Raw genomic sequence first — 24,708 nt, 5'->3', positions numbered from 1 at the left:
GCTCCAGACGGAACTCTTTTCGGGACGCGGTTCAGCGCGAAAAGATAGAAACGAATCCCGCCCGGCGAAGGTTCCCTTGCTGATGTGGCGGGCGGGCCGGGTGTCGGCCCGCCGCAGCCACGCGTCAGCTCGCTTTCCCGGATCAGCTCGCCTTCTTTGTGATCAGCGTCAGTGCGCCGTCGGTGTTCATGCTGGCGGCGATCACCTGCGCCGAGGTCAGCCCCTTGGCTTCGAGCGCCGACTTGACCTTGGGCGTCGCGTCGATCGAGCTGCGCAGCTTCTGCAGGCCGCCCTCGCCGCGCTGGGCGATCACCTGGTTGACCTGCGTCTGGGTGTCCTTGGGCAGTTCCGTGATGTCGACGATGTTCACGCTCTGGATCGTCGGCACGGCCGGCTGCGCGCCGGGCGCGGCGGGGGCTGCCGGCGGCTGGCTGGGCTGTTGCTGCGCGGGCTGTTGCTGAGCGCTGGCTGCACTCGCCAAGGCCAGGGTGGCGGCGGCTGCGATAAGTATCGTTTTGCGCATGGATCTTCCTTCCATCGATTTGGCAAACGGTCGTTTTGGGGTGACTCGTTCACCTCAACCGCCAAATGGGAACACAAGGTGTCGCGTAGCAGGTCATTGCGTGACCATAGGATGGCGGCAATGTGGAGCACGGCTTCGCGGCCGCATTTCGGGAGCAGTTGCTGATGGCTAGAATTACCCGCGCCGCCTATGCGCAGATGTACGGCCCGACGGTCGGCGACAAGGTGCGGCTGGCCGACACCGAATTGTTCATCGAGGTGGAAAAGGACCTCACCGTTCACGGCGAGGAAGTGAAATTCGGCGGCGGCAAGGTTATCCGCGACGGCATGGGCCAGAGCCAGGTTTCGCGGGCACAGGGCGCGGTCGACACGGTCATCACCAACGCGTTGGTGATCGATGCGTCGGCCGGCATCTTCAAGGCCGATATCGGTCTCAAGGACGGCCGCATCGCCGCCATTGGCAAGGCCGGCAATCCGGACACTCAAGACGGCGTCACCATCATCATCGGCCCCGGCACCGAGATCATCGCCGGCGAGGGCAAGATACTGACCGCCGGGGGTTTCGACGCGCATATCCACTTCATCTGCCCGCAGCAGATCGAGGAAGCGCTGATGAGCGGCATCACCACCATGCTCGGCGGCGGCACCGGTCCGGCGCACGGCACTCTGGCCACCACCTGCACGCCGGGGCCGTGGCACATGGCGCGCATGATCCAGTCCTTCGATGCTTTCCCGATGAACATCGGCCTGTCGGGTAAGGGCAATGCCTCGCTGCCGGCCGCCCTTGAAGAAATGGTGCTCGCCGGCGCCTGCTCGCTGAAGCTGCACGAGGACTGGGGCACGACGCCTGCGGCCATCGACTGCTGCCTGTCGGTCGCCGACGACCATGACGTGCAGGTGATGATCCACACCGACACGCTGAACGAGTCCGGCTTCGTCGAGAATACCGTCGCGGCGATCAAGGGCCGCACCATCCATGCCTTCCACACCGAAGGCGCCGGCGGCGGCCACGCGCCCGATATCATCAAGGTCTGCGGCCTGCCCAATGTCATCCCGTCCTCGACCAATCCGACCAGGCCCTACACTGTCAACACGCTGGCCGAGCATCTCGACATGCTGATGGTCTGCCATCACCTGTCGCCATCGATCCCCGAAGACATCGCCTTCGCCGAAAGCCGCATCCGCAAGGAAACGATCGCGGCCGAAGACATACTGCACGACATCGGCGCCTTCTCGATCATCTCCTCGGACAGCCAGGCCATGGGCCGCGTCGGCGAAGTCGCGATCCGCTGCTGGCAGACCGCCGACAAGATGAAGCGCCAGCGTGGCTCGCTGCCGCAGGAAACCGGCGACAATGACAATTTCCGCGTCCGCCGCTACATCGCCAAATACACCATCAACCCGGCCATCGCGCATGGCCTGTCGAAGGAGATCGGCTCGGTGGCGGTGGGAAAACGCGCCGACCTCGTGCTGTGGAACCCGGCCTTCTTCGGCGTCAAGCCGGAGATGGTGCTGGTCGGCGGCTCGATTGCCGCGGCTCCGATGGGCGATCCCAACGCCTCGATCCCGACGCCGCAGCCGATGCACTACCGGCCGATGTTCGGCGCCTATGGCAAGGCGCTGACCAACTCCTCGGTGACCTTCGTTTCCAAGGCAGCTTTCGAGTCAGGCCTGCAAGGCCGGCTCGGCGTCGACAAGGCCATGGTCGCGGTCGAAAACACCCGCGGCGGCATCGGCAAGCATTCGATGGTGCTCAACGACGCCACCCCGCATGTCGAGGTCGACCCCGAAACTTACGAGGTGCGCGCCGACGGTGAGCTGCTGACCTGCGAACCTGCGACCGTGCTGCCGATGGCGCAGAGGTATTTTCTGTTTTGACGCGGGCAGTTCGATTGCCCGGGCAAAATGCGTTGCGGCTGAAATCCGTACGCCGCAATATGCCGTCGAGCAGAAGCCGAATAGTGATCAGGCATGGCCACCGAAATAGCCTCTCCCCACGACGTCTTCCCGCATATCCGCATCGTCATGGGCATGGTGATCGGTCTCGGCGTGACGCGGCTGCTGTCGGGGCTCGCCCGCATCGTTCAGCATCCCGGCCAGTACAAGCTCTATCCCGTGCATCTGGCCTGGGTCGGCTCGATGCTTGTTGCTGCTGGTGCATTTCTGGTGGTGGGAATTCGGCCTCTACGCCATTGAGACCTGGACCTTCGGCACGTACCTGTTCCTCATCTTCTATGCCGTCACGCTGTTCCTGCTCTGCGCGCTGCTGTTCCCGGACTCCATGCTCGACTACACCGGCTACGAGGATTTCTTCTATTCGCGCCGCGCCTGGTTCTTCGGCCTGCTGGCGATGACCATCTGCTCGACGTCGTCGACACGCTGCTGAAAGGGCCGGAGCATTTCGCCCACTACGGCAATGAATATCTCATCCGCACCCCGGTTTTCGTTGCGCTGTGCATCGCAGCCATCCTGGTCCGCGATCGCCGCTTTCACATCGTCTTCGTCGCCGGCACGCTGATCTATCAGGTATCGTTCATCCTGCGGCTCTTCGACACGATCGTATGACGGCAGCGGATGGTCTAGAACATGATCCCGAAAAGTGGGAACCGGTTTTCGGAAAAGATCATGCTCAAACAAAAAGCTAGAGCCCATCCCGATACCATCGGGATGGAACAGGCTCTATGCTTCTCGCAAAAGGCAGGTTTCAACAATGTACAAGGCCGTCGGATCGCGCGGGTCCCGGGTCAGCCGTGTTCTCTGGATGCTCGAGGAACTCGGGCAGCCCTATGAATTCGTCGAGGTCAAATTGCGCTCGCCGGAAGCCTATGCGCTCAACCCGTCCGGCAAGGTACCGATCCTGATCGACGAAGAGCTGAAGGTGACGGATTCGGCGGCGATCTGCATCTATCTCGGCGATAAGCATGCCGATAAGGGCATGGGCGCCAATCCCGGTCTCGCAGGCCGCGCCGAGATGGATTCCTGGATGCATTTTGCCCAGTCGGAATTCGAAGCGCCGCTGTGGAACAAGGTGCGCCACCGCTTCCTGCTGCCGAAGGAGGTCCGTGTCGATGTCGGCCCCGCCGCGGCGCATGACTTCGCCACGGAGGTCAAGGCGCTGGACCGCCGGCTTGGCGACAAGTCCTTTGCCCTCGGCGACCGGTTTTCCGCCATCGACGTGCTGCTCGGCGATATGGGCGGCTGGGCCCGCGCCGGCCGGTTCCCGATAGAGTCCGACAGCGTCAATGCCTATCTCGACCGCGTGCTGGCCCGCCCGGCCCGCGCCCGCGCGCAGGCCAATGGAGGATCTTCCAGATGAAGCTCGACATCCGCACCGACTTCACCAAGTTTCCGCGTGCCGTCTCCGTGCTGGCAGGCGCAGAGGCGGGGCCGACCGTGCCTTACGCGAAGGCTGTGCTTGCTCACGACGAGCGGCATCTGCGCCGTCGCGCCATCGAGACGTCAGGCGGCGAGAAGGTGCTGGTCGATCTGCCGGAGGCGGTCGCCTTGAATGATGGCGACCGGCTGGTGCTGGAGGATGGCCGCCATGTCGAGATCGTCGCCGCGCATGAAGAGGTCTATGACATTCGCGCTCGCAGTGCCGTGCATCTGGCCGAACTCGCTTGGCATATCGGCAATCGCCACCTTGCCGCGGCGATCGAGACCGACCGCATCCTCATCCTGCGCGACCATGTCATCAAGGCGATGCTGGAGGGGCTCGGCGCCACGGTGAGCGACGTCTCCGAGCCATTCAAACCTGTACGCGGCGCCTATTCCGGCGATGGCGGTCATGATCACGGTCATGCCCATGCCGAGGCGCATGCGCACAGCCATTCTGAATCGCATTCCCATTCGCACAGCCATTCCCATTCGCATGATGACGACCACCACCATCATGACTGACCAGCCTTCCGGCATCGCCTTGCTGCGGCTGATGGCATGGCTGTCGCCGGCCTTTCCTGTCGGCGGCTTTTCCTACAGCCATGGCCTTGAACGCGCCGTGCATGACGGCCTGATAACCGACAGGCAAAGCCTCGCTGCCTGGCTGGAGACGCTGGTCGAGATGGGCTCGGGCTGGAACGACGCCGTGCTGTTCGCCGAATCCTGGCGGCGTGCCCGCGAAGCCGGCGACCTGGATGAGATTGCCGCACTCGCCGAGGCCCTGGCCGGCTCGCGCGAGCGACATGCCGAGACCATGCTGCAGGGCGCCGCCTTTTTGAAGGCGGCGTCGGCTTGGCCAAGCCGGGTGCTGCAGCGTCTGTCGGAAGACTGCGCCTATTGCGTCGCCGTCGGCGCCGTCGCTGGCGGCAATGGCATCGCCTTGCAGGATGCACTCTCTGCGTTCCTGCAGGCCTTCTTCTCCAATCTTGTCCAGGCCGCGATTAGGCTCGGCGTCGTCGGCCAGAACGACGCCACCGCGCTGCTCGCCGGCTTCGAGCCGCTGGCGCTGGCGACCGCGGCCCGTGCCGCCGGCTCGACTCTTGACGATCTCGGCGGCTGCGCCTTCGTCTCCGACGTCATGGCGATGAAACACGAAACCCAATATTCGCGGCTGTTTCGCTCATGATCCTCTTCGCCTTTACGCTATCGCTCGTCCTACTCGTCATCACCGCTCTGCACGTCTATTGGGGCATAGGCGGTGTCTGGCCGGGCAGGGACGCTGCGTCCTGCGCCCACGCTGTCGTCGGCTTTCGCGGCGTCAGTGAGATGCCCTCGCCCTTTGCCAGCTTTGCCGTTGCCGCCTGCCTTGGCCTGGCGACGCTGTGGCCGATGGCGCTAGAAGGCGTCTTTGCCTCGCCCTTTCCCAAGCAAGGCCTTGCCGCCACATCGATGCTGATTGCGCTGGTGTTCCTCGGGCGTGGCATTGCCGGCTTCACGCCCTGGTGGCGCCGGCTCACGCCCGAGCAGCCTTTCGCGCGGCTCGATGTCCGGTATTATTCGCCGCTGTGCCTGCTGATCGGGCTCGGCTTCGCCGTCCTTGCCATCACGGAGTTCTCGACATGACCCAGGCCAATGGTCCCCTTCGCATCGGCATCGGCGGTCCTGTCGGTTCCGGCAAGACGACACTCACCGAAAAGCTTTGCAAAGCGCTGCGCGACGACTTCTCCATCGCCGTCGTCACCAACGACATCTACACCAGGGAAGACGCCATGATGCTGGCCAGGCTGCAGGCGCTGCCCGAAGACCGCATCGTCGGCGTCGAGACCGGTGGCTGCCCGCACACCGCCATCCGCGAGGATGCCTCGATCAATCTGCAGGCGATCGCCGAGCTGAACAAAAAATTCCCGGATCTCGACGTCATTTTCATCGAGTCCGGCGGCGACAACCTCGCCGCCACCTTCTCGCCCGATCTCGCCGACCTGACGCTCTATGTCATCTCCGTCTGCCAGGGCGAGGAAATTCCGCGCAAGGGTGGGCCGGCGATCACCCGCTCCGATTTCCTTATCATCAACAAGAGCGATCTCGCGCCCTATGTGAACGTCAACCTCGATGTCATGGAAAGCGACGCCGCCCGCATGCGCGGCAAGCGGCCCTTCGGCTTCACCGACCTGTCGCGCGGCAAGGGCCTGCAGGAGGTGATCGATTTCATCGTCGAGCATGGCGGGCTCAGCGTCGGTGCCGCCAGAAGCACGGCCGCGTAGGGCGGCAGCCTCATCCTACCGGATCTGCACCAAACGAAACCGGTTGCGTGCTTGTCAGGCGCGCGGCATCCTCGCCTCTTTTACGGAGTATTCTCGATGAGCATTGCCCGCCTGCAGAAAGAGCCGCTGACCAATCTGCCCTTCTATGAGGAGCGCGTCGATCTCGCTTGCGCCTTCCGCTGGACGGCGCGGCTCAACATGCATGAGGCGGTGGCCAATCATTTCTCACTGGCCGTCAACGAGGACGGCAGCAAGTTCCTGATGAACCCCAACCAGGTGCATTTCTCGCGTATCAAGGCGAGCGATCTTCTGCTCATCGACGCCAACGATCCCGAGACGCTCTCCGGCCCCAATGCGCCCGACCCGACGGCCTGGGGCCTGCATGGCGCCATCCATCGCAACGTGCCGCATGCGCGTTGCGTCATGCATGTGCATTCGGTCCACGCCACCGTGCTCGCCTCGCTCGCCGACTCGACCTTGCCGCCGGTCGACCAGAACTCGGCCATGTTCTTCAACCGCCATGTCGTCGACGCCAATTATGGCGGGCTGGCCTTCGAAGAGGAGGGCGAGCGCTGCTCGCAGCTTCTGACCGATCCGAAGGTCAAGGTCATGGTCATGGGCAATCACGGCGTGCTGGTCATCGGCGACAATGTTGCCGATGCCTTCAACCGCATGTTCTATTTCGAGCGCGCCGCCGAGACCTACATCAAGGCGCTGTGGACCGGCCGTCCGCTGCGTATGTTGTCCGATGCCATTGCCGAGAAGACGGCAAGCGAGATGGACGACTATCCCGGCCAGGCCGAGCGTCATCTCAGCGAATTGAAGGCGATCCTCGACGAGCAGGAGCCGGTCTACCGGAACTGAGGGATATTTTCAAAGCCCGAGTTCCCGGCGCAGATCTTCGGCGCTGTTGATGACGGTCGCACCTGGCGGGCCTTCCATCGGCGCCTCCGGCCAGAACATCGTGCGCATTCCCGCCGCCAGCCCGGCCATGGCGCCGGTGCGGCTGTCGTCGACCGCCGCGGCGTCAGCCGGCTCGATGCCGGCCAGGAAGGCGGCGCGCAGGAACGGTTCGGGATGCGGCTTGCCTTCGTGCACATCGTTGCGGCTGATCGTCTTCATGCCTGGATAGACGAGGCCGACCGCGCGCAGGTTGGCGTCGACGATCAGCCGGTCGGAATTGGACACCACCGCCTGCTGCACGCCGCGTTCGCGCAATTCGTTGAAGATCTCGATCGCGCCGGGGCGCGGCTTCAGCGTTTCGGCCATTGGCAGATAATGATCGTATTTGCGCACGATCCAGTCGTCGAAGGGCAGGTCGAGGCCGAACTCGCCGCACAGCATCTCGTAGACAGGCCATGCGGCGACGCCCAGCACCCGCTCGTGCAGATTGGTCGGCGGCGCGATGCCGACGCTGCGCAGCGCCGCCACCAGAGCTGCCTCGTGCAGCGGCTCGCTGTCGACCAGCGTGCCGTCCATATCCCAGAAAACCGCTTTCGGCGTCATGCAAGGCTCCTTTTGTGACCCCCATAAAGCGTTTGTGTCCGGAGATAAACCGTCGAACCCGCGATCCCCGATATTCATGAGGCTGCAGCGTCTTCGCCGAGGTCTGGCTTACACTGCCTGGCCCCGGTCAGGTGCATCAGACGGCGTAAGCAATTGCCCTTTTTGATAGACAATTGCGCATGGCGCCATTCCTTGTAAGCTAAAGCGCCCGCTTGCATACTAAGCGGGGCTTGGGAGGCAGGACGTGAATTCGCGGCAAGATGGTGGCAGCAACCGGTTGGACGACGCGGCGCGCGCCGGCTGGCTTTACTATGTCGCCGGCAACACACAGGACCAGATCGCTGCTACGCTCGGCATCTCCAGGCAGACGGCACAGCGGTTGGTGTCGCTGGCGGTGTCCGAAGGGCTGATCAAGGTGCGTGTCGACCACCCGATCGCCAATTGCCTCGATCTCGCGGCGCGGCTGAAATCGCGCTTCGCGCTCGATCTGGTCGAGGTCGTGCCGAGCGACCCGACCTCCTCTTCCACCATCGTCGGCGTTGCCGAGGCGGCCGCGGCCGAGATCGAAAGGCGGCTGAGATCGCCGGAACCGATTGTCATGGCGATCGGCACCGGGCGCACGCTGAAGGCCGCGATCGAGCAGTTGCCGCCGATGGAGTGTCCGCAGCACAAGGTGGTGTCGCTGACCGGCAACATCTCGCCCGACGGCTCGGCCGCCTTCTACAACGTCATCTTCACCATGGCCGACAGGGTCAAGGCACGCTCGTTCCCGATGCCGCTGCCGGTCATCGCCACTTCGCCGGAGGAGCGCGAGATGCTGCTCGCCCAGCCGATGATCCAGCCGACGCTGGCGCTCGCGGCAGAGGCCGACGTCACCTTCGTCGGCATCGGCGATCTCGGCCCGAAGGCACCGCTCTACGAGGACGGCTTCATTTCGGAAAGCGAGTTGAAGGCGCTGCAGAAAGCCGGCGGCATCGCCGAGATCGTCGGCTGGGTGTTCGACCGCGAAGGCCGCATGATCGAGGGCATCACCAACGACCGCGTGTCGTCGGCCGCGCTGCCGTCGCGTGAAAGGTCACTGGTGATTGCGCTGGCCATGGGCGAGCGCAAGCTGCCGGGCATCCTGGCGGCGGTCAACCGGCGGCTGGTCAACGGCCTCATCACCGATGAGCGAACCGCAACCGCGCTGCTGGCCGCCAGCTGACTTTCCATAAGACAGGCAAGCCTATTTGGACGGTCCGTGAGGGTCGTTGCCGTCGAGGAAACCCATGTCGCGCTGCAGATGCGGCGACAGCTCCCTTATGTCGATGTAGGCCCGCCGCTTTGCCGTGTGCCGCGCAAATCCATGCGCCAGCCACGAAAACCAGCTGTAGCCTGGCGTGAAAGACAGCTTTTCCTGTACCGTGGTCATGATCGTCAGCCTCCGCTATGTCTAGACGAGAGTGATCGTCGACCCCAGATATCGGCCCGATTGGCCCTCGCTTCCAATCAAACGTCGATCACGGCCCATAAGGAGGCCTTATGCCCGAGCTCAACCCACGGCAGCTCTCCCAGCTCCCGCCACTCGCGGCGATCCGGGTCTTCGAAGCGGTGGCCCGGCATCTTTCCTTCACCAAGGCGGCCGAGGAGCTCGGCATGACCCAAGCCGCCGCGAGCTATCAGATCAAGCTTCTCGAGGAGCGCGTCGGCGGGCCTCTTTTCTTGCGCCGTCCCAAGCAGATCGTGCTGACCGAGGCAGGGCAACGCATGGCCCCGGCGGTCAGCGAGGCGTTCGCCCTGTTGAGCGGTGCCTATGCCGCCGCACGCACCGGCGCCGATGGCGTGCTTTGCGTATCGACGCTGCTGACCTTTGCCTCCAACTGGCTGGCCCAGCATCTTGGCTCGTTCCAGCTCGCGCATCCGTCGCTGGCGGTTCGGCTCGACACGTCGAACCGCCTCGTCGATTTCGCTCGCGAGGACATTGACATCGCCATCCGTTCGGGCGGCGGAAACTGGCCGGGTATGGAAGTGCACAAGCTTCTCGATGCCGACTTCACACCAATGCTCAGTCCCAAGCTGGCGGCGAGCATCGGTGGCGTGAAGGAGCCAGCCGATCTGCTGCGTCTGCCCATCCTCGACCCCAGCGATATCTGGTGGAGGGACTGGTTCGCGGCTGCCGGTGTGCAGTCCCACGATCTTGCCGCTCGTCCCGGCTCAAGCATGGGTGCGCAAGCCTACGAGGCCAATGCCGCCATCGCCGGGCAGGGCGTCGCCATCCTGACCAGAGCGCTGTTCAAGACCGAACTTGCCGATGGCCGCCTCATCCAGCCCTTTGACCTCGTCGGCGACGACGGCCATGCTTACTGGCTGGTCTATCCCGAGGCGCGCCGCAACGTGCCGAAGATCCGCGCCTTCCGTGACTGGATCCTGGCCGAGATCGCCTGCCAGTAGGCAGCCAGTTTTCTCTGCGGCTCGTCGCCGGTATCCGCCGCTTCGCGGCCGCGACATCCATCGTCCTACGTCCTCAAGCGCCCGGCGCCGCGCGGCTGCGTCGTGCTGCGCTGCAGCAACGAATCTGGCTTGACATAATTAACATCAAGTGAGTAATTGCTCACAACCAAGGCAAATGCTCATCTTGGTTTATGGGAGGAATTTGATGAAACTTCGCACGCTCACACTGGGCCTGTTGTCGGCCAGCGCTCTTGCGTTCGCCGCGCACGCCGAATCCATCACCATCGCCACAGTCAACAACGGCGACATGGTCCGCATGCAGAAGCTGACGGACGACTTCACCAGCAAGAATCCCGACATCCAGCTCAACTGGGTTACGCTCGAGGAAAACGTCCTTCGCGAGCGCGTCACCACCGACATCGCCACCAAGGGCGGCCAGTACGACGTCATGACCATCGGCACCTATGAGGTTCCGATCTGGGCCAAGCAGAGCTGGCTGCTGCCGCTCGACAAGCTCGGCGACGACTATGACGCCAAGGACATCATCCCGGCCATCGCCGGCGGCCTTTCGGTCGACGGCAAGCTCTATGCCGCGCCCTTCTACGGCGAAAGCTCCTTCGTCATGTACCGCAAGGACCTGATGGAGAAGGCCGGGCTCACCATGCCCGACGCACCGACCTGGGACTTCATCAAGCAGGCCGCCGAGAAGATGACCGATCGCGCCAATGGCGTGAATGGCGTCTGCCTGCGTGGCAAGGCCGGCTGGGGCGAGAACATGGCCTTCCTGACCGCCATGTCGAACTCTTTCGGCGCGCGCTGGTTCGACGAGAACTGGAAGCCGCAGTTCGACCAGCCGGAATGGAAGAACACGCTGCAGTTCTATGTCGACCTGATGAAGGCCGCTGGGCCGGAGGGCGCCTCGTCCAACGGCTTCAATGAAAACCTGGCGCTGTTCCAGCAGGGCAAGTGCGGCATGTGGATCGACGCCACCGTCGCTGCTTCCTTCGTCTCCGACCCGAAGGCATCCACCGTCGCCGACAAGGTCGGCTATGCGCTGGCGCCGGACAATGGCCTCGGCAAGCGCGGTAACTGGTTGTGGGCCTGGTCGCTGGCCATTCCCGCCGGCACGCAGAAGGCTGACGCGGCACAGAAGTTCGTGTCCTGGGCGACCAGCAAGGGCTATGCCGAACTCGTCGCGTCGAAGGAAGGCTGGGCCAATGCTCCGCCCGGAACGCGCACCTCGCTCTATGCCAATCCCGAGTACCAGAAGGCGGCACCCTTCGCCAAGATGACGCTGGACTCCATCAACGCCGCCGACCCGACACATCCGACCGTCAAGCCGGTGCCCTATGTCGGCGTCCAGTTCGTCGCCATCCCTGAGTTCCAGGGTCTCGGCACCACCGTCGGCCAGCTCTTCTCGGCGGCACTCGCCGGCCAGTCGAGTGTCGACGATGCCTTGAAGCAGGCCCAGGACGCCGCCACCGCGGCGATGACCGAGGGCGGCTACATCCAGTAGGCTCCTCCCGGTGCCGAAGCCGGTCGCGCATCATGACCGGCAGGGGCCGCCCGAATCCCAGTTCGGGCGGCCACCTTCAAAACCCGGAAAATTCTGGCACAACTCTGAAATCTGGCTGACCTTTGGAGGGTGACCGTCATGGCTACTCAGCAGACCCGCTCGCTTGCCCGCTTCATGATGGCGCCATCCGTGGTGCTGCTGTTCGTCTGGATGATTGTCCCGCTGGTCATAACCATTTGGTTCTCTTTCCAGCAGTACAACCCGCTCAACCCGATCCGCGACGGGTTCGTCGGCTTCTCGAACTACGCGCTTTTCTATTCCAACCCGGCCTTCCTGCAGTCGATCCTCAACACGCTTGTCCTCGTCGGCAGCGTGCTGCTGATCACGGTGATCGGCGGCATCGCGCTGGCGCTGCTGATCGATCAGCCGATGTGGGGACAAGGCATCGTCCGTATCCTCGTCATCTCGCCCTTCTTCGTCATGCCGCCGGTGGCCGCACTGGTCTGGAAGAACATGATCATGCATCCGCAATACGGCGTCTTTGCCGACATTGCGCGTTTCTTCGGCATGCAGCCGATCGACTGGTTCGGGCAGCATCCGATGCTGGCGATCATCATCATCGTCGCCTGGCAGTGGTTGCCATTCGCGACGCTGATCCTGTTGACCGCCCTGCAGTCGCTTGACGGCGAGCAGAAGGAAGCCGCAGAGATGGATGGCGCCGGCTTCGTCAGCCGCTTCATCTATCTGACGCTGCCGCACATGTCGCGGGCGATCACCGTCGTCATCCTGATCCAGACCATCTTCCTGCTGTCGGTCTATGCCGAGATCCTGGTCACCACCAATGGCGGCCCGGGCTACGCCTCCACCAACCTGCCGTTCCTCGTCTACCAGAAGGCATTGCTGGAGTTCAAAATCGGCCAGGCATCCGCAGGCGGTGTGATCGCCGTCATTCTCGCCAACATCGTCGCCTTCTTCGCCATGCGCGCCGTCGGCAAGAACCTGGACAAGTAAGGGAGGCTAAGATGGCACGTGCAGTCACCACCCAGCACAAGACGATCGCGACCGCTGCCGCATGGATCGTCGCGCTGCTGATCTTCTTCCCGATCCTTTACACGATCATCACCTCGTTCAAGTCGGAGCAGGAGGCGATCCAGGGCTTCGCCCTGATCCCGTCCGGAACCATCGAGAGCTATTCCGAAGTCCAGGCGCAGAGCGGCTACTTCAAGTTCTTCTTGAATTCCGTGCTGCTGTCGGTCGGCTCGACTATCCTGGCCCTGCTCGTCGCCATACCGGCGGCATGGTCGATGGCCTTCTCGCCGACCAAGCGGACCAAGGACATCCTGATGTGGATGCTCTCGACCAAGATGATGCCGGCGGTCGCCGTGCTGTTCCCGATCTACCTGATCTTCCGCGACTCGGGTCTGCTCGACAGCCGCGCCGGCCTGATGGTCATGCTGATGCTGATCAACCTGCCAATCGTGGTCTGGATGCTCTACACCTACTTCCGCGAGATCCCCGGCGAGATCCTCGAAGCAGCGCGCATGGACGGCGCCTCGCTGTGGAACGAGATCGTCTATGTGCTGACGCCGATGGCGGTGCCGGGCATCGCCTCGACCATGCTGCTCAACATCATTCTGGCCTGGAACGAGGCGTTCTGGACGATCCGGCTGACCACCACCGAAGCCGCACCCCTGACCGCCTTCATCAGCTCCTTCTCCAGCCCGCAAGGCCTGTTCTGGGCCAAGCTGTCGGCGGCCTCGACACTGGCGATCGCGCCGATCCTGATCATGGGCTGGTTCAGCCAGAAGCAGCTGGTGCGCGGCCTGACTTTTGGCGCGGTGAAATAACAACGCCGCAGGCGGACGACGGACACCAATCCCCGGGAGGAAACCATGGGAAACATCACGCTCAAGAACGTCTCCAAATCCTTTGGGTCGACGTCCATCATCCCCGGCCTCGACCTGGTCATTGAGAATGGCGAGTTCGTCGTCTTCGTCGGCCCATCCGGCTGCGGCAAGTCCACGCTGCTGCGGCTGATCGCCGGGCTGGAGGACACAAGCGGCGGCACCATCAACATCGATGGCCGCGACGTCACCGGCGAAGCGCCGGCCAAGCGCAAGCTCGCCATGGTGTTCCAGTCCTATGCGCTCTACCCGCATATGACGGTGGCCAAGAACATCGCCTTCCCGCTGAAAATGGCGGGCGAGGACCAGGCGACCATCGACAAGAAGGTCAAGGACGCGGCGCGCGTCTTGAACCTAACCAACTATCTCGAGCGTCGCCCAGGCCAGCTCTCCGGCGGCCAGCGCCAGCGCGTCGCCATTGGCCGCGCCATCGTGCGCCAGCCTTCGGCCTTCCTGTTCGACGAGCCGCTGTCCAACCTCGACGCAGCGCTGCGCGGCACCATGCGCCTCGAGATCAGCGAACTGCACCACCAGCTCAAGACGACGATGATCTACGTCACCCATGACCAGGTCGAAGCCATGACCATGGCCGACAAGATCGTCGTGCTCAATGCCGGCAACATCGAGCAGGTTGGCTCGCCGATGGAGCTCTACAAGACGCCAAAGAACCTGTTTGTCGCCGGCTTCATCGGCTCGCCGAAGATGAACCTGATCGAGGGCGCGCCGACTGCCAAATATGGCGCCAAGACGATCGGCATCCGTCCCGAGCACATGGAGATTTCGACCACGGCCGGCGAGTGGAAAGCGACCGTCGGAGTTGCCGAGCATCTCGGCTCCGACACCTTCCTGCACGTCCAGGCCGACGGCGTCGGGCCGCTGACGGTGCGCGCCGACGGCGAGCTCGCCGTCCATCACGGCGACACCATCTACCTGACCCCGGACAAGGCCAAGCTGCATCGCTTCGGCCCGGACGGGAAGGCGCTGTAAGCATGCGCCTGGCCGGCAAATCGGCGCTGATCACCGGGTCGGCGCGCGGCATCGGCAAGGCCTTCGCCGAAGCCTATGCCCGCGAAGGCGCCACGGTGGCGATTGCCGACATCAACCTCGAAGCCGCCGAGAAGACGGCCTCGGAGATCGGTGGGAAAGCCTATGCGGTCAAGCTCGACGTCAGCGATCTCGCGTCGATCGAGGCAGCGGTGAAAGCGGTCGAGACCAGGACGGGCGGGCTCGACATATTGGTCAACAACGCCGCCCTGTTCGACCTGGCGCCGATCGTCGAGATCACCAAGGCGAGTTACGAAAAGCTGTTTTCGGTCAACGTCGCCGGCACGCTGTTCATGCTGCAGGCAGCCGCCCGCTCGATGATCGCGCGCGGCAAGGGCGGCAAGATCATCAACATGGCGAGCCAGGCCGGGCGGCGTGGCGAACCGCTGGTCGCCGTCTATTGCGCCACCAAGGCCGCCGTCATCTCGCTCACCCAGTCGGCCGGGCTCGACCTGATCAAGCATCGCATCAACGTCAATGGCATCGCTCCCGGCGTCGTCGACAGCGATATGTGGGATGATGTCGATGCGCTGTTCGCCAAATACGAGAACCGGCCGAAGGGCGAGAAGAAGCGACTGGTCGGCGAGAGCGTGCCTTACGGCCGCATGGGCAAAGCGGAAGATTTGACCGGCATGGCCGTGTTCCTGGCCAGCGAGGACGCCGAATACATTGTCGCCCAGACCTACAATGTCGACGGCGGCCAGTGGATGAGTTGAGGGGCGAAGGCGCTCTTCTCCCCGTACCTCCGCGGGGAGAAGACGCCGGGATCGCGAAGGCCGGGTTCGGCCAAAGGGTAAAAGCAGATGACCGTGAAACTCTCGTCTTCCACTCTCGCCAAGCTTCCCCCGAAGGTCGTCGGCCCGCAATACGATCGCGCCGCACTCAAGGCCGGCATCGTGCATTTCGGCGTCGGCAATTTCCATCGCTCGCACCAGGCCGTCTATCTCGATGACCTGTTCAATCAGGGCGTCGGCCATGACTGGGCGCTGGTCGGCGCCGGCGTCTTCGAGGGCGAGAAGGTCGGCCGGGGCAAGCTGCAGGAACAGGACTGGCTGACCACCGTGGTCGAGCAGGACTCAGGCCATATGAGTGCTCGCGTCACCGGCGTCATGATCGACTTCCTGACGCCAGGCGATGCGACGGCGATCATCGAGCGGCTTGCCGATCCGGCGATCAAGATCGTTTCGCTGACCATCACCGAAGGGGGCTATTTCATCGACCCGGCCTCCGGTGTGTTCAACCCGACCCACCCTGATATCGTTGCCGATGCGCAGGCTGGGGCGACGCCGAAGACCGTTTTTGGCCTGATCCTGGCCGGACTGATGCACCGCCGCAGCGACGGCGTCGTGCCGTTCACCGTCATGTCCTGCGACAACATCCCTCACAACGGCCATGTCACCTCCGACGGCGTCATCGGCCTCGCCCGCCTGATCGACGAAGACCTCGCCAGTTGGGTGAGCGACAACGTCGCCTTTCCGAACGGCATGGTCGACCGCATCACGCCGGCCACCACCGACCGCGAGCGCGGCATCCTGGTCAGCGATTTCGGCCTTGAGGACAATTGGCCGGTGTTCTGCGAGCCCTTCAAGCAATGGGTGCTGGAGGATCATTTCACCGACGGCCGCCCGCCGCTGGAAAAGGTCGGCGTGCAGTTCGTCAAGGACGTCGCCCCCTATGAGCTGATGAAGATCCGCATCCTCAATGGCGGCCATGCGACGATCGCCTATCCGGCCGGGCTGATGGACATCCATTTCGTCCACGAGGCAATGCAGGAGCCGCTGGTGCGCGGCTTCCTCGCCAAGCTGGAGCGCGACGAGATCATCCCGACCGTGCCGCCGGTTCCCGATACGGTGCTGGAAGATTATTACCAGCTCATCGAACGCCGCTTCTCCAACCCGAAGATCGGCGACACCATTCGCCGGCTTTGTCTCGACGGCTCCAATCGCCAGCCGAAATTCATCATCCCGACGATTGCCGATCGGCTGAAGGCGGGAAAGAGCGTCGCCGGGCTGGCGCTGGAATCGGCGCTCTGGTGCCGCTACTGCTTCGGTGCCACCGACAGCGGCGCCGTCATCGAACCCAACGATCCGAGCTGGGACCGCCTGCAGTCGACCTCGAAGGCCGCGAAGGATGCGCCATCCGCCTGGCTTGCCATGGAGGACATCTATGGCGATGTCGGCCGCTCGCCGGTCTTCGCCGAAGCGTTCGCGCATGCGCTCAACATTTTGTGGGCGAACGGCGCGCGGCAGACGCTGACGCGCTATATCGCCGGCCAGCTCTGACGCCGACGGAAGCAGAGAATGACGCCCGAGCTGGTCATCTTCGACTGTGACGGCGTTCTGGTCGACAGCGAGGCGCTCTCCGTCTCGGCGCTGCTCGGCATGATCGCGCTTGCCGGCGGCGCGGTCAGCGAAGACGACGCCTACGAGCATTTCCTCGGCAAAAGCATGAAGAGCGTCCGCGAGATCCTCGGTCGCGATTTCGGGCTCGATATCTCCGACCAGCATCTGACCGCGATGCGCGTCGAATTGATGCGCAAATTCCGCGAGGAGCTGAAACCGATCCCCGGCATCAAGGACGTGCTGCCGAAGCTCGGCGTGCCGTTCTGCGTCGCCTCCTCGGGCACGCTCGAGCGCATTCGCTACGCGCTCGAGGTCACCGGATTGCTTGGCCATATGGAGCCGCATCTGTTCAGCGCCACCATGGTGGCCAAAGGCAAGCCGTCGCCCGACCTTTTTCTCCACGCGGCCGCCAGCATGCGCACCCATCCGCGCAAATGCCTGGTCATCGAGGACAGTCCGGCCGGCATCGCCGCCGCGCGGGCGGCGGGCATGCGCGTCTTTGCCTTCACCGGCGGCTCGCATGCCGGCAACCCGGCATTGAAAGCGCGGCTTGCGTCGAGTGAACCGGACTTTATATTCGCTGACATGCTGCAATTGCCCGATCTGATTGCAGGTCTGGGAGCGAGAGAAAAAGCATCTTGACCAACAGTTTCGTTTGCGCGGTCGATGTCGGCACCGGGAGCGCCCGCGCCGGCATTCTCGACACCAGGGGTACCTTGCTTGGCCGCGCCGATCACCCGATCGCCATGCACCAGCCCAAGGCCGATCACGCCGAGCATGATTCGCGCGATATCTGGTCTGCCGTGTGCATCGCCGTGCGCGCTGCCCGCGAGAAGGCCCGCGTGGCGGCAGACGACATTGTCGGCATCTCCTTCGATGCCACCTGCTCGCTGGTGGTGCGCGACAGGCAAGGCGGCCAGCTCAGCGTGTCGGTGACCGGGGAGCGGCGCTGGGACACCATCGTCTGGCTCGACCACCGCGCCATCGCCGAGGCCGACGAATGTACGGAAAGCGGCCATGCCGTGCTCGACTATATCGGCGGCGTCATGTCACCGGAGATGGCGACGCCGAAGCTGATGTGGCTGAAGCGCAAATTGCCCGGAACGTGGAATGAAGCCGGCTATCTATTCGACCTCACCGATTTCCTGACCTGGAAGGCGACAGGCTCGCTGGCGCGCTCGCAATGCACGCTGACCGCCAAATGGACCTATCTCGCGCATGAGGAGACCGGTTGGCGGCGCGATTTCTTCGCGACGGTCGGTCTTGGCGATCTTTTCGAGCACGGCAATCTGCCGGAGAAGGCCAGTCCTGTGGGGGCCGATATCGGCCCGCTCAGTCCGGAGGCGGCGGCGGAGCTAGGCCTGACGGAGAAATGCCGGGTCGGTGCCGGCGTCATCGACGCCTATGCCGGCGCACTCGGCGTACTTGGCGGTTTCGCCGGCGACGACAGCAATATCAGCCGCCATCTGGCGCTGATCGCCGGCACCTCCTCTTGCGTCATGGCGATGTCGCCCGACCCGCAGCCCTTCGCCGGCGTCTGGGGCCCGTATTATGGCGCAGCCTTACCGAAGCTATGGCTGTCGGAAGGCGGCCAGTCGGCGACCGGCGCGCTGCTCGACCACATCATCCGCTGGCACGGCGCCGGCGGCGAGCCCGACGCCGCCATGCACGCCAGGATCGCGCGCCGCGTCGCTGAATTGCGCGCCACCGAGGGCGAGGGTCTCGCGGCAAGGCTGCATGTGCTGCCGGATTTCCACGGCAACCGCTCGCCATTGGCCGATCCGCATGCGGTCGGCGTCGTCAGCGGGCTTACACTCGATTCCTCCTTCGACAGCCTGTGCAAGCTCTACTGGCGCACCGCCGTCGGCATCGCGCTCGGCGTGCGCCATGTGCTGGAGGCGCTGAACGAGAACGGCTATTTGATCGACACGCTGCATGTCACCGGCGGCCACACCAAGAACCCGCTGCTGATGGAGCTTTATGCCGATGCCACCGGCTGCGCGGTGGTCGAACCGCTGGCCGACGAGGCGGTGCTGCTCGGCACCGGCATGGTCGCGGCCACCGCCGCCGGGCTTTTCCCCGACCTCAACGCCGCCTGCGTCGCCATGCAGCAAGGCGGCAGGAAGCGCGCCGCCAACCCGGCCGCCGGCACCCGCTTCGACCGCGACTACCGCATCTTTTTGGAGATGCACCGCCAGCGGCAGGCGCTGGACGCGATCCGCTAGAGCAATTCCAGGAAAAGTGTGAAACGGTTTTCCGTCCGGAATTGCGTCAAAACAAAGATAGAGCGGTTCTGCGTTTCCGTGAAACGCTGAACCGCTCAAGCTCTGGCTCAATAGCTGCCCGCTCCTCCTCCCTTGCCTTCACGTCGCATTTCGTTCAATAGACGGCGCAAACGCTGCGAAACCGAAGGTTTTGCCGTTTGAAGTGCGGCTTCCGGGCAAGGTCCCGACGCGCCGCAATCGGAAAGAGCAGGACAATGTCTGCGATCGAAGCCGGCGCTCGCGCGCCGGAAAACCTTTGGCGTCAGGAAATCACGGCGACGCTGGCGCTCGCCTGGCCGATGGTGCTGACCAATCTCGGCCAGACGGCCATGACCGCCACCGACGTCATGATGATGGGCAGGCTAGGGCCGGATACGCTGGCCAGCGGCGCGCTGGGCGCCAATCTCTATTTCATGCCGCTGATCTTCGGCCTCGGCCTGATGCTGGCGACCTCGCCGATGATGGCGACCGAACTCGGCCGCCGCCGCCATTCGGTGCGCGACCTGCGCCGCACCGTGCGCCAGGGCCTTTGGCTGGCGATCCTGATCTCAATTCCGATCTGGATCGCGCTCTGGCACGGCGAGGCAATCCTGTTGGCCATGGGCCAGGAGCCGAGACTCGCGCATCAGGCGGGCATCTATCTGCGCTGGCTGGAATGGGCGGTGCTGCCGTTTTACGGCTATATCGTGCTGCGCTCCTTCATCTCGGCGCTGGAACGGCCGGGTTGGGCGCTGATCATCGTCTTCGTCGCCGTCGCCTGCAACGCCTTCTTCAACTGGGTGTTCATGTTCGGCAATCTCGGTGTCACCTCGATGGGCATTGCCGGCTCCGGTCTCGCCACGACGCTCTCCAGCACGCTGATGTTTTGCGGCATGGCGGCGGTGGTGATGCTGGAGAAGAAGTTCCGCCGCTATCGTCTGTTTGGCCGCTTCTGGCGCGCCGACTGGCCGCGCTTCAAGGGATTGCTGCGGCTCGGCATGCCGATCGCCGGCATCCTCGCCTTCGAGGTGACGATCTTCAACGCGGCAGCGCTTCTCATGGGCCTGATCGATGCGGATTCGCTGGCCGCTCATGCCATCGCCATCCAGATCGCCTCGATCTCGTTCATGGTGCCGCTCGGCCTCAACCAGGCGGTGACGGTGCGGGTCGGCCTTGCCCATGGTGCGGGCAATCCGGAAGGGGTTTCCCGCGCCGGCTGGACCGCCTTCGTCATCGGCGTCTCGTTCATGGCGCTGATGGGTCTGGTGATGATCCTGTGGCCGCATCTCTTGATCAGCGCCTTCATCGATTTGACCAACCCGGCCAATGCCAGGGTGATCGCGCTTGCCGTGTCTTTCCTGGTGTTTGCGGCACTGTTCCAGATCTTCGACGGCGCGCAGGCGGTGGCCGCCGGCATGCTGCGCGGCCTGCACGACACCAAGGTACCGATGATCTATGCCGCGATCGGCTATTGGGGCGTCGGCCTGCCGCTCGGCGTGCTGCTCGCCTTCCATTTCGGCTTGCACGGCGTCGGCATCTGGATCGGCCTGGCCTCGGGGCTGGCGGTGGTGGCGGCCCTGCTGCTCGCGCGCTGGCTGCGGCGTGATCGCATCGCGCCGTCACTCGCCTTCGGGCATTGAAAACAAAGCGGCCGCCGGACAGGTTCCGGCGGCCGCTTTCGTTTGCGTAAGCTCGCTCAGTTGCCGTCGGACGACATCGCGCCGAGTAGCCTGCGGATATCGCCGAACCTGGCGATCGCGCCGAACACCAAGGCAGCCACCGCGACGAAGAACACCGACACCGAGGCCATGGTCGGCGTGTAGCCGTAGCGCAGCGCGTTGAAGATCTTGATCGGTAGCGTCTCGGTGGTGAAGCCGATCGTCATGTAGGCGACGATGTATTCGTTGAGCGACAGCACGAAGGCGAAGGCGTAGCCCGAGACGAGGTAGGGGAGGATCAGCGGCAGCACCACAGTCTTCAGTACCGTGCGGTCGTCGGCGCCCATGGTGGCGGCGGCCTCGACCAGCGAGCGGTCGATCGAGGCAAAGCCCAGCGACAGCGTCACCAGCGGCAGCGTCACGAAGAAGATCGCATGGCTGATGATGGCGGTGAAGAACTGGCCGAACAGCCCGACCGTTGCCCAGAAGCTGAGGAAGCCGAGCGCCGTGATGACCGGCGGCAGGATGAAAGGGGCGAGCCCCAGCACCTGAAAAATGTTCGCCCATGGCGCGATGCGCCGCCACAGGAACCAGGCCAGCGGCAGTGCGATGGCCACCGCGATCGCCGCCGAGCAGACGGCGAGCGTCACCGAATGGATCAGCGCCAGCCGCCATTCCGGGTCGGTGAAGATCTGTCCGTACCATGCCAGCGAGAAGCCGACCGGCGGGAAAGCCAGGTCCTGCTTCTCGTTGACCGAGACGCCGGCAACGACGATGAGCGGCGCCGCCAGGAACAGGGCGACGAGGCCGAAATAGAAGCGGCGAAGCCAGGTCTCGGTCATAGCGCGTTCTCCTTGCGTCCGACGAGCAGCGTCATTCCAACCAGCGCCAGCGAGATCAGCACCAGGAACACCGCCATCGCCGCCCCGAAAGGCATGTTGGACTGATAGATCGCCTGGTCGGTGATCAGCACCGACAGTGTCCAGTGTTGCGGCCGCCCGAGGATCTGCGGCAACAGATAGGAACCGAGCGCAAAGACGAAGACCATGATCAGCGTTGCCACGATGGTGTTTCGGAGCGCCGGCGCCACGACGTTGAAGAAGGCCCGAACCGGCGAGGCGCCAAGCGTGCGCGCCGCCTCGAGCAGTGTCGGGTCGAGGCGCACGAGCGCGGGGTAGAGCACCAGGATCGTGTAGGGTAGCGCCTGGTAGACCATGCCGGTCAGCACCGCGCCGAAAGTCGGCAGCAGCGCCACCGGCTTGTCCATCAGCCCGATCGCCACGAACAGATTGGTGATGCCCGCGGTGCGCGAAAACAGTGTCGACCAGGCAAAGCCGATGATGACCTCCGACAGCGACAGCACCGACAACAGCCCGACCAGCCACAGCGTTTGCACGCGGCGCGGGCGCCGCGTCAAAAGATAGGTGAAGGGGAAGGCGATGGCGACGCAGCAGATTGCGACCAGCACCGCCAGCATCAGCGAAAAGCCGAGCACGCCGCCGAAGAACATCGACAGGAAGCGTGCGTAATTGTCGAACACGAAATCCGGCGTGTAGAAGCCGGCGGGATTGCGCTTGAAGAAGCTCACCGCGATCATCGTTGAGAACGGCACGACGAAGAAGACGATCAGCATCAGCGCCGGAAAGAACAGCGGCGTGTAGTCGGCTACCGACTTTGGAGCTTCGCGTCTCATGAGCCGAGCACCACGCAGCTTGCGGGCGGCAGCGTGACGCCGACCTTGGCGCCGACCGGCACGTCATGCCGCTCGCGCGGCGTCGTCACGGCGATGATGCTGGTGCCGCCGACCTCGACGAAGGTCTCGATGGTGCCGCCGAGATCGCGCACGAAACTCACCTCGCCGGTGATTGCCGATCCGCCGGGAGCGCCCAGATGCACGTCCTCGGGACGGATCGACACCGAGGCCTTGGTTTGCCCCGCCGGCATGGCGAGACCCGCAATGGCGGTGCCGAGGATGGTGGTGCGCCCGGCGCTGTCGACTTCGGCCGGCAACAAATTGGTGATGCCGATGAAGTCGGCGACGAAAGCGTCGGCCGGTTTGCGGTAGATTTCGATCGGCGGCGCCGCCTGCAGGATCTTGCCGTGGCCCATCACGACGACGAGGTCGGCCATGGTCATGGCTTCGCGCTGGTCGTGGGTGACGACGATGGTGGTGATGCCGAGCCGCTGCTGCAGCTGGCGCAATTCCACTTGCATGGCCTCGCGCAATTTGGCGTCGAGCGCCGACAGCGGCTCGTCGAGCAGGAACAGTTTCGGCGACAGGGCCAAGGCACGGGCGATCGCCACGCGCTGGCGCTGGCCGCCCGACAGTTTCGCCACCGGGCGATCGGCAAAGCCGGTCAGGTGGATCAGGCTCAGCAACTCGTCGACGCGTTTCTTCTGCTCTTCCTTCGAGGCGCCGCGAATGCGCAGCGCATAGGCGATGTTGTCTCCGACAGAAAGATGCGGAAACAGCGCCAACGACTGGAACACCATGCCGAGATTGCGCTTGTGCGTCGGCAGCGGCGTGATGTCCTCGCCGTCGAGCACGATGGCGCCGCTGGTCGGCTCCTCCAGCCCGGCAATCATGCGCAGCAGCGTGGTCTTGCCGCAACCCGATGGCCCGAGCAGGCACACGAAAGTGCCGTGCGGTACGTTGAGCTGGACATTGTCGACGGCGGCGAAGCTGCCGAATTTCTTGGTGATGGCGTTGATGTTCAATCCGGACATGACTCACCCCTCTCAGGCATTGCACTGCAGGGCCGCCGGAGGCTATCCGGCGGCCGGTCAGGTTAATGCAGGTCGGCTTAGCCGACGATCAGCTCGGTCCACTTCTGGTTGATCCAGTCGGCCTTCGACGTATAGAGGTCGTAGCGCGGGATGATCGGCTCGATGTCCGACGACACCGCGGCGAACTCTTCTGGCTTGAGGTCGAGCACCTCTTTCTTGAGCGTCGGCGTCGTGCCGACCTTGCGCGACATGAGGCCCTGCATCGAGGGTTGGCTCATATAGTCGATGAAGGCATGCGCCTCGTCGACCTTGGTCGAGGCGCGCGACAGCACCCAATTGCCGGAATCCTGGATGCCGCCTTCCTTCGGGAAGGTCGAGCGGACATGGAATCCGTCGGCGGCCGCGAGCCCGGTGACGTCGTGATAATATTGGCCCATCGGGATCTCGCCCGACTTCAAGGCCTGCTCGAACTGCGCCTCGTCGCGGTACCAGAGGCGGACGTTCGGCTTGACCTCGGCGAGCTTTTCGAACGCCTTGTTCAGCCCGTCCTCGGTGTCGAGCGCGTTGGTGCCGCCCATGAAGGTCTTGGCGGTCACTTCGAGCAGGAACGAGTTGGAGGCAAGCGCCAGCAGGCCGAGCTTGTCTTCGTTCGCCTTGTCCCACAGTGCGGTCCACGAGGTCGGCGCGTCCTTGTAGACATCGGTGTTGGTGACCAGCGTGATCCACCAGGCAACGGCACCGATGCCGGCAACGCGGCCGTCCGGATACTTGTTGACGAAGCGGGGCAGCAGGTCGTTGTAGTGCTTGAATTTCGACGTATCGAGCGGCGTCCACAATTCGGTCGACTGGCCCTTTATCGTTGAGCCCTGCGACATCATCGAAAGGTCGGCCGGCGCCTGCCCGGCCTTGGCCGCCTGTTCGAGCTGCACCAGCCAGGCCTCGCCGGTCGGCTCGGCGACGGATTCCACCGCGATACCGGTTGCCTTAGTGAAATCCGGGAAGACATGCTCGTCGAAGGATTTCTTGAAGTAGCCGCCATAGACGCCGACCTTCAGCGACTTGTCCTGCGCCCGCAGGATCGAAGGCATGGCGAGCATGCCTGCCGTTGCGAGGCCGGCGCCAAGCACGCCGCGCCGTGTCAGGGATTTTCCGATCAGTCTGTTCATCTCGTTTCTCC

General features: G+C 63.9%; 25 protein-coding genes and 1 pseudogene. 19 read left to right on the top strand and 7 right to left on the bottom strand.

Annotated elements, in window-relative coordinates:
* Positions 1-142: 142 nt before the first annotated feature.
* Positions 143-523: a hypothetical protein gene (locus DH08_RS05490; protein ID WP_006200755.1), complete on the bottom strand. Its 381-nt coding sequence runs from the start codon at positions 521-523 to the stop codon at positions 143-145.
* Positions 524-687: 164 nt separating this feature from the next.
* Between DH08_RS05490 and ureC the strand changes: the two genes are divergently transcribed.
* The 8 genes and pseudogenes from ureC to DH08_RS05450 all read left to right on the top strand — a co-directional run bounded on the left by ureC (position 688) and on the right by DH08_RS05450 (position 7,025).
* Positions 688-2,400 carry an urease subunit alpha gene (gene ureC, locus DH08_RS05485; protein WP_428338284.1) on the top strand — a complete coding sequence of 571 codons (1,713 nt, stop codon included), beginning with the start codon at positions 688-690 and terminating at the stop codon, positions 2,398-2,400.
* 93 nt (positions 2,401-2,493) lie between these two features.
* Positions 2,494-3,087: pseudogene (locus DH08_RS05480) on the top strand (hypothetical protein).
* A 145-nt stretch (positions 3,088-3,232) separates the two neighbouring features.
* Positions 3,233-3,838, top strand: a complete 606-nt coding sequence (locus DH08_RS05475; RefSeq protein ID WP_192178262.1) for a glutathione S-transferase family protein — start codon at positions 3,233-3,235, stop codon at positions 3,836-3,838.
* Positions 3,835-4,422, top strand: coding sequence for an urease accessory protein UreE (gene ureE, locus DH08_RS05470; protein WP_192178261.1), 588 nt, complete (start codon positions 3,835-3,837; stop codon positions 4,420-4,422). The genes DH08_RS05475 and ureE overlap by 4 nt, the downstream gene beginning before the upstream one ends.
* A complete protein-coding gene (locus DH08_RS05465; RefSeq protein WP_192178260.1) occupies positions 4,397-5,086 on the top strand; it encodes an urease accessory protein UreF in 690 nt (229 codons plus the stop codon). Before ureE ends, DH08_RS05465 begins: the two co-directional genes overlap by 26 nt.
* Positions 5,083-5,523, top strand: coding sequence for a DUF3995 domain-containing protein (locus DH08_RS05460; protein ID WP_192178259.1), 441 nt, complete (start codon positions 5,083-5,085; stop codon positions 5,521-5,523). The genes DH08_RS05465 and DH08_RS05460 overlap by 4 nt, the downstream gene beginning before the upstream one ends.
* Entirely contained in the window at positions 5,520-6,161 is a 642-nt protein-coding gene (ureG, locus tag DH08_RS05455; RefSeq protein WP_192178258.1) for an urease accessory protein UreG, read from the top strand. The genes DH08_RS05460 and ureG overlap by 4 nt, the downstream gene beginning before the upstream one ends.
* 96 nt (positions 6,162-6,257) lie before the next feature.
* Positions 6,258-7,025 (top strand): class II aldolase and adducin N-terminal domain-containing protein, encoded by a 768-nt coding sequence (locus DH08_RS05450; protein ID WP_192178257.1) that lies wholly within the window; start codon positions 6,258-6,260, stop codon positions 7,023-7,025.
* 9 nt (positions 7,026-7,034) lie between these two features.
* On the opposite strand, the gene DH08_RS05445 is transcribed toward DH08_RS05450, so the two are convergent.
* Positions 7,035-7,667 carry an HAD family hydrolase gene (locus tag DH08_RS05445; RefSeq protein WP_192178256.1) on the bottom strand — a complete coding sequence of 211 codons (633 nt, stop codon included), beginning with the start codon at positions 7,665-7,667 and terminating at the stop codon, positions 7,035-7,037.
* A gap of 244 nt (positions 7,668-7,911) precedes the next feature.
* Here DH08_RS05445 and DH08_RS05440 point away from each other — a divergent pair, with 244 nt between their 5' ends.
* A complete protein-coding gene (locus DH08_RS05440) occupies positions 7,912-8,871 on the top strand; it encodes a sugar-binding domain-containing protein (RefSeq protein ID WP_192178255.1) in 960 nt (319 codons plus the stop codon).
* Positions 8,872-8,892: 21 nt separating this feature from the next.
* Here DH08_RS05440 and DH08_RS05435 read toward each other — a convergent pair whose 3' ends face one another.
* Positions 8,893-9,078 carry a hypothetical protein gene (locus tag DH08_RS05435; RefSeq protein ID WP_192178254.1) on the bottom strand — a complete coding sequence of 62 codons (186 nt, stop codon included), beginning with the start codon at positions 9,076-9,078 and terminating at the stop codon, positions 8,893-8,895.
* Positions 9,079-9,188: 110 nt separating this feature from the next.
* Here DH08_RS05435 and gcvA point away from each other — a divergent pair, with 110 nt between their 5' ends.
* The 10 genes from gcvA (at position 9,189) to DH08_RS05385 (ending at position 20,786) form a co-directional block, all read left to right on the top strand.
* Complete coding sequence (gene gcvA, locus DH08_RS05430) at positions 9,189-10,097, top strand: transcriptional regulator GcvA (protein ID WP_192178253.1); 909 nt, start codon at positions 9,189-9,191, stop codon at positions 10,095-10,097.
* A 205-nt stretch (positions 10,098-10,302) separates the two neighbouring features.
* Positions 10,303-11,613 (top strand): ABC transporter substrate-binding protein, encoded by a 1,311-nt coding sequence (locus DH08_RS05425; protein ID WP_192178252.1) that lies wholly within the window; start codon positions 10,303-10,305, stop codon positions 11,611-11,613.
* A 138-nt stretch (positions 11,614-11,751) separates the two neighbouring features.
* Entirely contained in the window at positions 11,752-12,624 is an 873-nt protein-coding gene (locus tag DH08_RS05420; RefSeq protein WP_006201819.1) for a carbohydrate ABC transporter permease, read from the top strand.
* Positions 12,625-12,635: 11 nt separating this feature from the next.
* The gene (locus DH08_RS05415) at positions 12,636-13,460 is read left to right on the top strand and encodes a carbohydrate ABC transporter permease (RefSeq protein WP_120011784.1); all 825 of its coding nucleotides are present in this window, start codon (positions 12,636-12,638) and stop codon (positions 13,458-13,460) included.
* A 45-nt stretch (positions 13,461-13,505) separates the two neighbouring features.
* A complete protein-coding gene (locus DH08_RS05410) occupies positions 13,506-14,504 on the top strand; it encodes an ABC transporter ATP-binding protein (RefSeq protein WP_192178251.1) in 999 nt (332 codons plus the stop codon).
* Positions 14,505-14,506: 2 nt separating this feature from the next.
* Positions 14,507-15,277, top strand: coding sequence for an L-iditol 2-dehydrogenase (locus tag DH08_RS05405; protein ID WP_192178250.1), 771 nt, complete (start codon positions 14,507-14,509; stop codon positions 15,275-15,277).
* Between the two features lie 87 nt (positions 15,278-15,364).
* Positions 15,365-16,843 carry a mannitol dehydrogenase family protein gene (locus tag DH08_RS05400; RefSeq protein ID WP_192178249.1) on the top strand — a complete coding sequence of 493 codons (1,479 nt, stop codon included), beginning with the start codon at positions 15,365-15,367 and terminating at the stop codon, positions 16,841-16,843.
* 18 nt (positions 16,844-16,861) lie between these two features.
* On the top strand, positions 16,862-17,545 hold the full coding sequence (locus DH08_RS05395; protein ID WP_192178248.1) for an HAD family hydrolase: 684 nt from the start codon (positions 16,862-16,864) through the stop codon (positions 17,543-17,545).
* Entirely contained in the window at positions 17,542-19,128 is a 1,587-nt protein-coding gene (locus DH08_RS05390; protein WP_192178247.1) for an FGGY-family carbohydrate kinase, read from the top strand. The genes DH08_RS05395 and DH08_RS05390 overlap by 4 nt, the downstream gene beginning before the upstream one ends.
* Positions 19,129-19,382: 254 nt before the next feature.
* The gene (locus tag DH08_RS05385) at positions 19,383-20,786 is read left to right on the top strand and encodes an MATE family efflux transporter (protein ID WP_192178246.1); all 1,404 of its coding nucleotides are present in this window, start codon (positions 19,383-19,385) and stop codon (positions 20,784-20,786) included.
* A 56-nt stretch (positions 20,787-20,842) separates the two neighbouring features.
* Here the strand turns inward: DH08_RS05385 and DH08_RS05380 are convergent, their stop codons facing one another.
* The 4 genes from DH08_RS05380 to DH08_RS05365 all read right to left on the bottom strand — a co-directional run bounded on the left by DH08_RS05380 (position 20,843) and on the right by DH08_RS05365 (position 24,697).
* The gene (locus DH08_RS05380) at positions 20,843-21,646 is read right to left on the bottom strand and encodes an ABC transporter permease (RefSeq protein WP_192178245.1); all 804 of its coding nucleotides are present in this window, start codon (positions 21,644-21,646) and stop codon (positions 20,843-20,845) included.
* Complete coding sequence (locus DH08_RS05375; protein WP_192178244.1) at positions 21,643-22,497, bottom strand: ABC transporter permease; 855 nt, start codon at positions 22,495-22,497, stop codon at positions 21,643-21,645. Before DH08_RS05375 ends, DH08_RS05380 begins: the two co-directional genes overlap by 4 nt.
* The gene (locus DH08_RS05370; protein ID WP_192178243.1) at positions 22,494-23,531 is read right to left on the bottom strand and encodes an ABC transporter ATP-binding protein; all 1,038 of its coding nucleotides are present in this window, start codon (positions 23,529-23,531) and stop codon (positions 22,494-22,496) included. The genes DH08_RS05375 and DH08_RS05370 overlap by 4 nt, the downstream gene beginning before the upstream one ends.
* Positions 23,532-23,608: 77 nt before the next feature.
* Positions 23,609-24,697 carry an ABC transporter substrate-binding protein gene (locus tag DH08_RS05365; RefSeq protein ID WP_428338283.1) on the bottom strand — a complete coding sequence of 363 codons (1,089 nt, stop codon included), beginning with the start codon at positions 24,695-24,697 and terminating at the stop codon, positions 23,609-23,611.
* Positions 24,698-24,708 lie beyond the last annotated feature (11 nt).

This window comes from Mesorhizobium amorphae (assembly GCF_014843845.1).
Taxonomy (GTDB): Bacteria; Pseudomonadota; Alphaproteobacteria; order Rhizobiales; family Rhizobiaceae; genus Mesorhizobium; species Mesorhizobium amorphae_A.
The sequence above is the reverse complement of the archived record's forward strand: the minus strand, read 5'-3'. Positions and strand labels throughout refer to the sequence as shown.

Excerpts from the sequence above, each read along its gene's own strand:
- DH08_RS05405 (WP_192178250.1), top strand. The coding sequence starts at position 14,507 with ATGCGCCTGGCCGGCAAATCGGCGCTGATCACCGGGTCGGCGCGCGGC.
- gcvA (WP_192178253.1), top strand. The coding sequence starts at position 9,189 with ATGCCCGAGCTCAACCCACGGCAGCTCTCCCAGCTCCCGCCACTCGCG.
- DH08_RS05465 (WP_192178260.1), top strand. The coding sequence starts at position 4,397 with ATGACGACCACCACCATCATGACTGACCAGCCTTCCGGCATCGCCTTG.
- DH08_RS05410 (WP_192178251.1), top strand. The coding sequence starts at position 13,506 with ATGGGAAACATCACGCTCAAGAACGTCTCCAAATCCTTTGGGTCGACG.
- DH08_RS05380 (WP_192178245.1), bottom strand. The coding sequence starts at position 21,646 with ATGACCGAGACCTGGCTTCGCCGCTTCTATTTCGGCCTCGTCGCCCTG.
- DH08_RS05450 (WP_192178257.1), top strand. The coding sequence starts at position 6,258 with ATGAGCATTGCCCGCCTGCAGAAAGAGCCGCTGACCAATCTGCCCTTC.
- DH08_RS05375 (WP_192178244.1), bottom strand. The coding sequence starts at position 22,497 with ATGAGACGCGAAGCTCCAAAGTCGGTAGCCGACTACACGCCGCTGTTC.
- DH08_RS05385 (WP_192178246.1), top strand. The coding sequence starts at position 19,383 with ATGTCTGCGATCGAAGCCGGCGCTCGCGCGCCGGAAAACCTTTGGCGT.
- DH08_RS05370 (WP_192178243.1), bottom strand. The coding sequence starts at position 23,531 with ATGTCCGGATTGAACATCAACGCCATCACCAAGAAATTCGGCAGCTTC.
- DH08_RS05365 (WP_428338283.1), bottom strand. The coding sequence starts at position 24,697 with ATGAACAGACTGATCGGAAAATCCCTGACACGGCGCGGCGTGCTTGGC.
- DH08_RS05475 (WP_192178262.1), top strand. The coding sequence starts at position 3,233 with ATGTACAAGGCCGTCGGATCGCGCGGGTCCCGGGTCAGCCGTGTTCTC.
- DH08_RS05425 (WP_192178252.1), top strand. The coding sequence starts at position 10,303 with ATGAAACTTCGCACGCTCACACTGGGCCTGTTGTCGGCCAGCGCTCTT.
- DH08_RS05415 (WP_120011784.1), top strand. The coding sequence starts at position 12,636 with ATGGCACGTGCAGTCACCACCCAGCACAAGACGATCGCGACCGCTGCC.
- DH08_RS05400 (WP_192178249.1), top strand. The coding sequence starts at position 15,365 with ATGACCGTGAAACTCTCGTCTTCCACTCTCGCCAAGCTTCCCCCGAAG.
- ureE (WP_192178261.1), top strand. The coding sequence starts at position 3,835 with ATGAAGCTCGACATCCGCACCGACTTCACCAAGTTTCCGCGTGCCGTC.
- DH08_RS05395 (WP_192178248.1), top strand. The coding sequence starts at position 16,862 with ATGACGCCCGAGCTGGTCATCTTCGACTGTGACGGCGTTCTGGTCGAC.
- ureC (WP_428338284.1), top strand. The coding sequence starts at position 688 with ATGGCTAGAATTACCCGCGCCGCCTATGCGCAGATGTACGGCCCGACG.
- DH08_RS05490 (WP_006200755.1), bottom strand. The coding sequence starts at position 523 with ATGCGCAAAACGATACTTATCGCAGCCGCCGCCACCCTGGCCTTGGCG.
- DH08_RS05445 (WP_192178256.1), bottom strand. The coding sequence starts at position 7,667 with ATGACGCCGAAAGCGGTTTTCTGGGATATGGACGGCACGCTGGTCGAC.
- ureG (WP_192178258.1), top strand. The coding sequence starts at position 5,520 with ATGACCCAGGCCAATGGTCCCCTTCGCATCGGCATCGGCGGTCCTGTC.
- DH08_RS05435 (WP_192178254.1), bottom strand. The coding sequence starts at position 9,078 with ATGACCACGGTACAGGAAAAGCTGTCTTTCACGCCAGGCTACAGCTGG.
- DH08_RS05420 (WP_006201819.1), top strand. The coding sequence starts at position 11,752 with ATGGCTACTCAGCAGACCCGCTCGCTTGCCCGCTTCATGATGGCGCCA.
- DH08_RS05460 (WP_192178259.1), top strand. The coding sequence starts at position 5,083 with ATGATCCTCTTCGCCTTTACGCTATCGCTCGTCCTACTCGTCATCACC.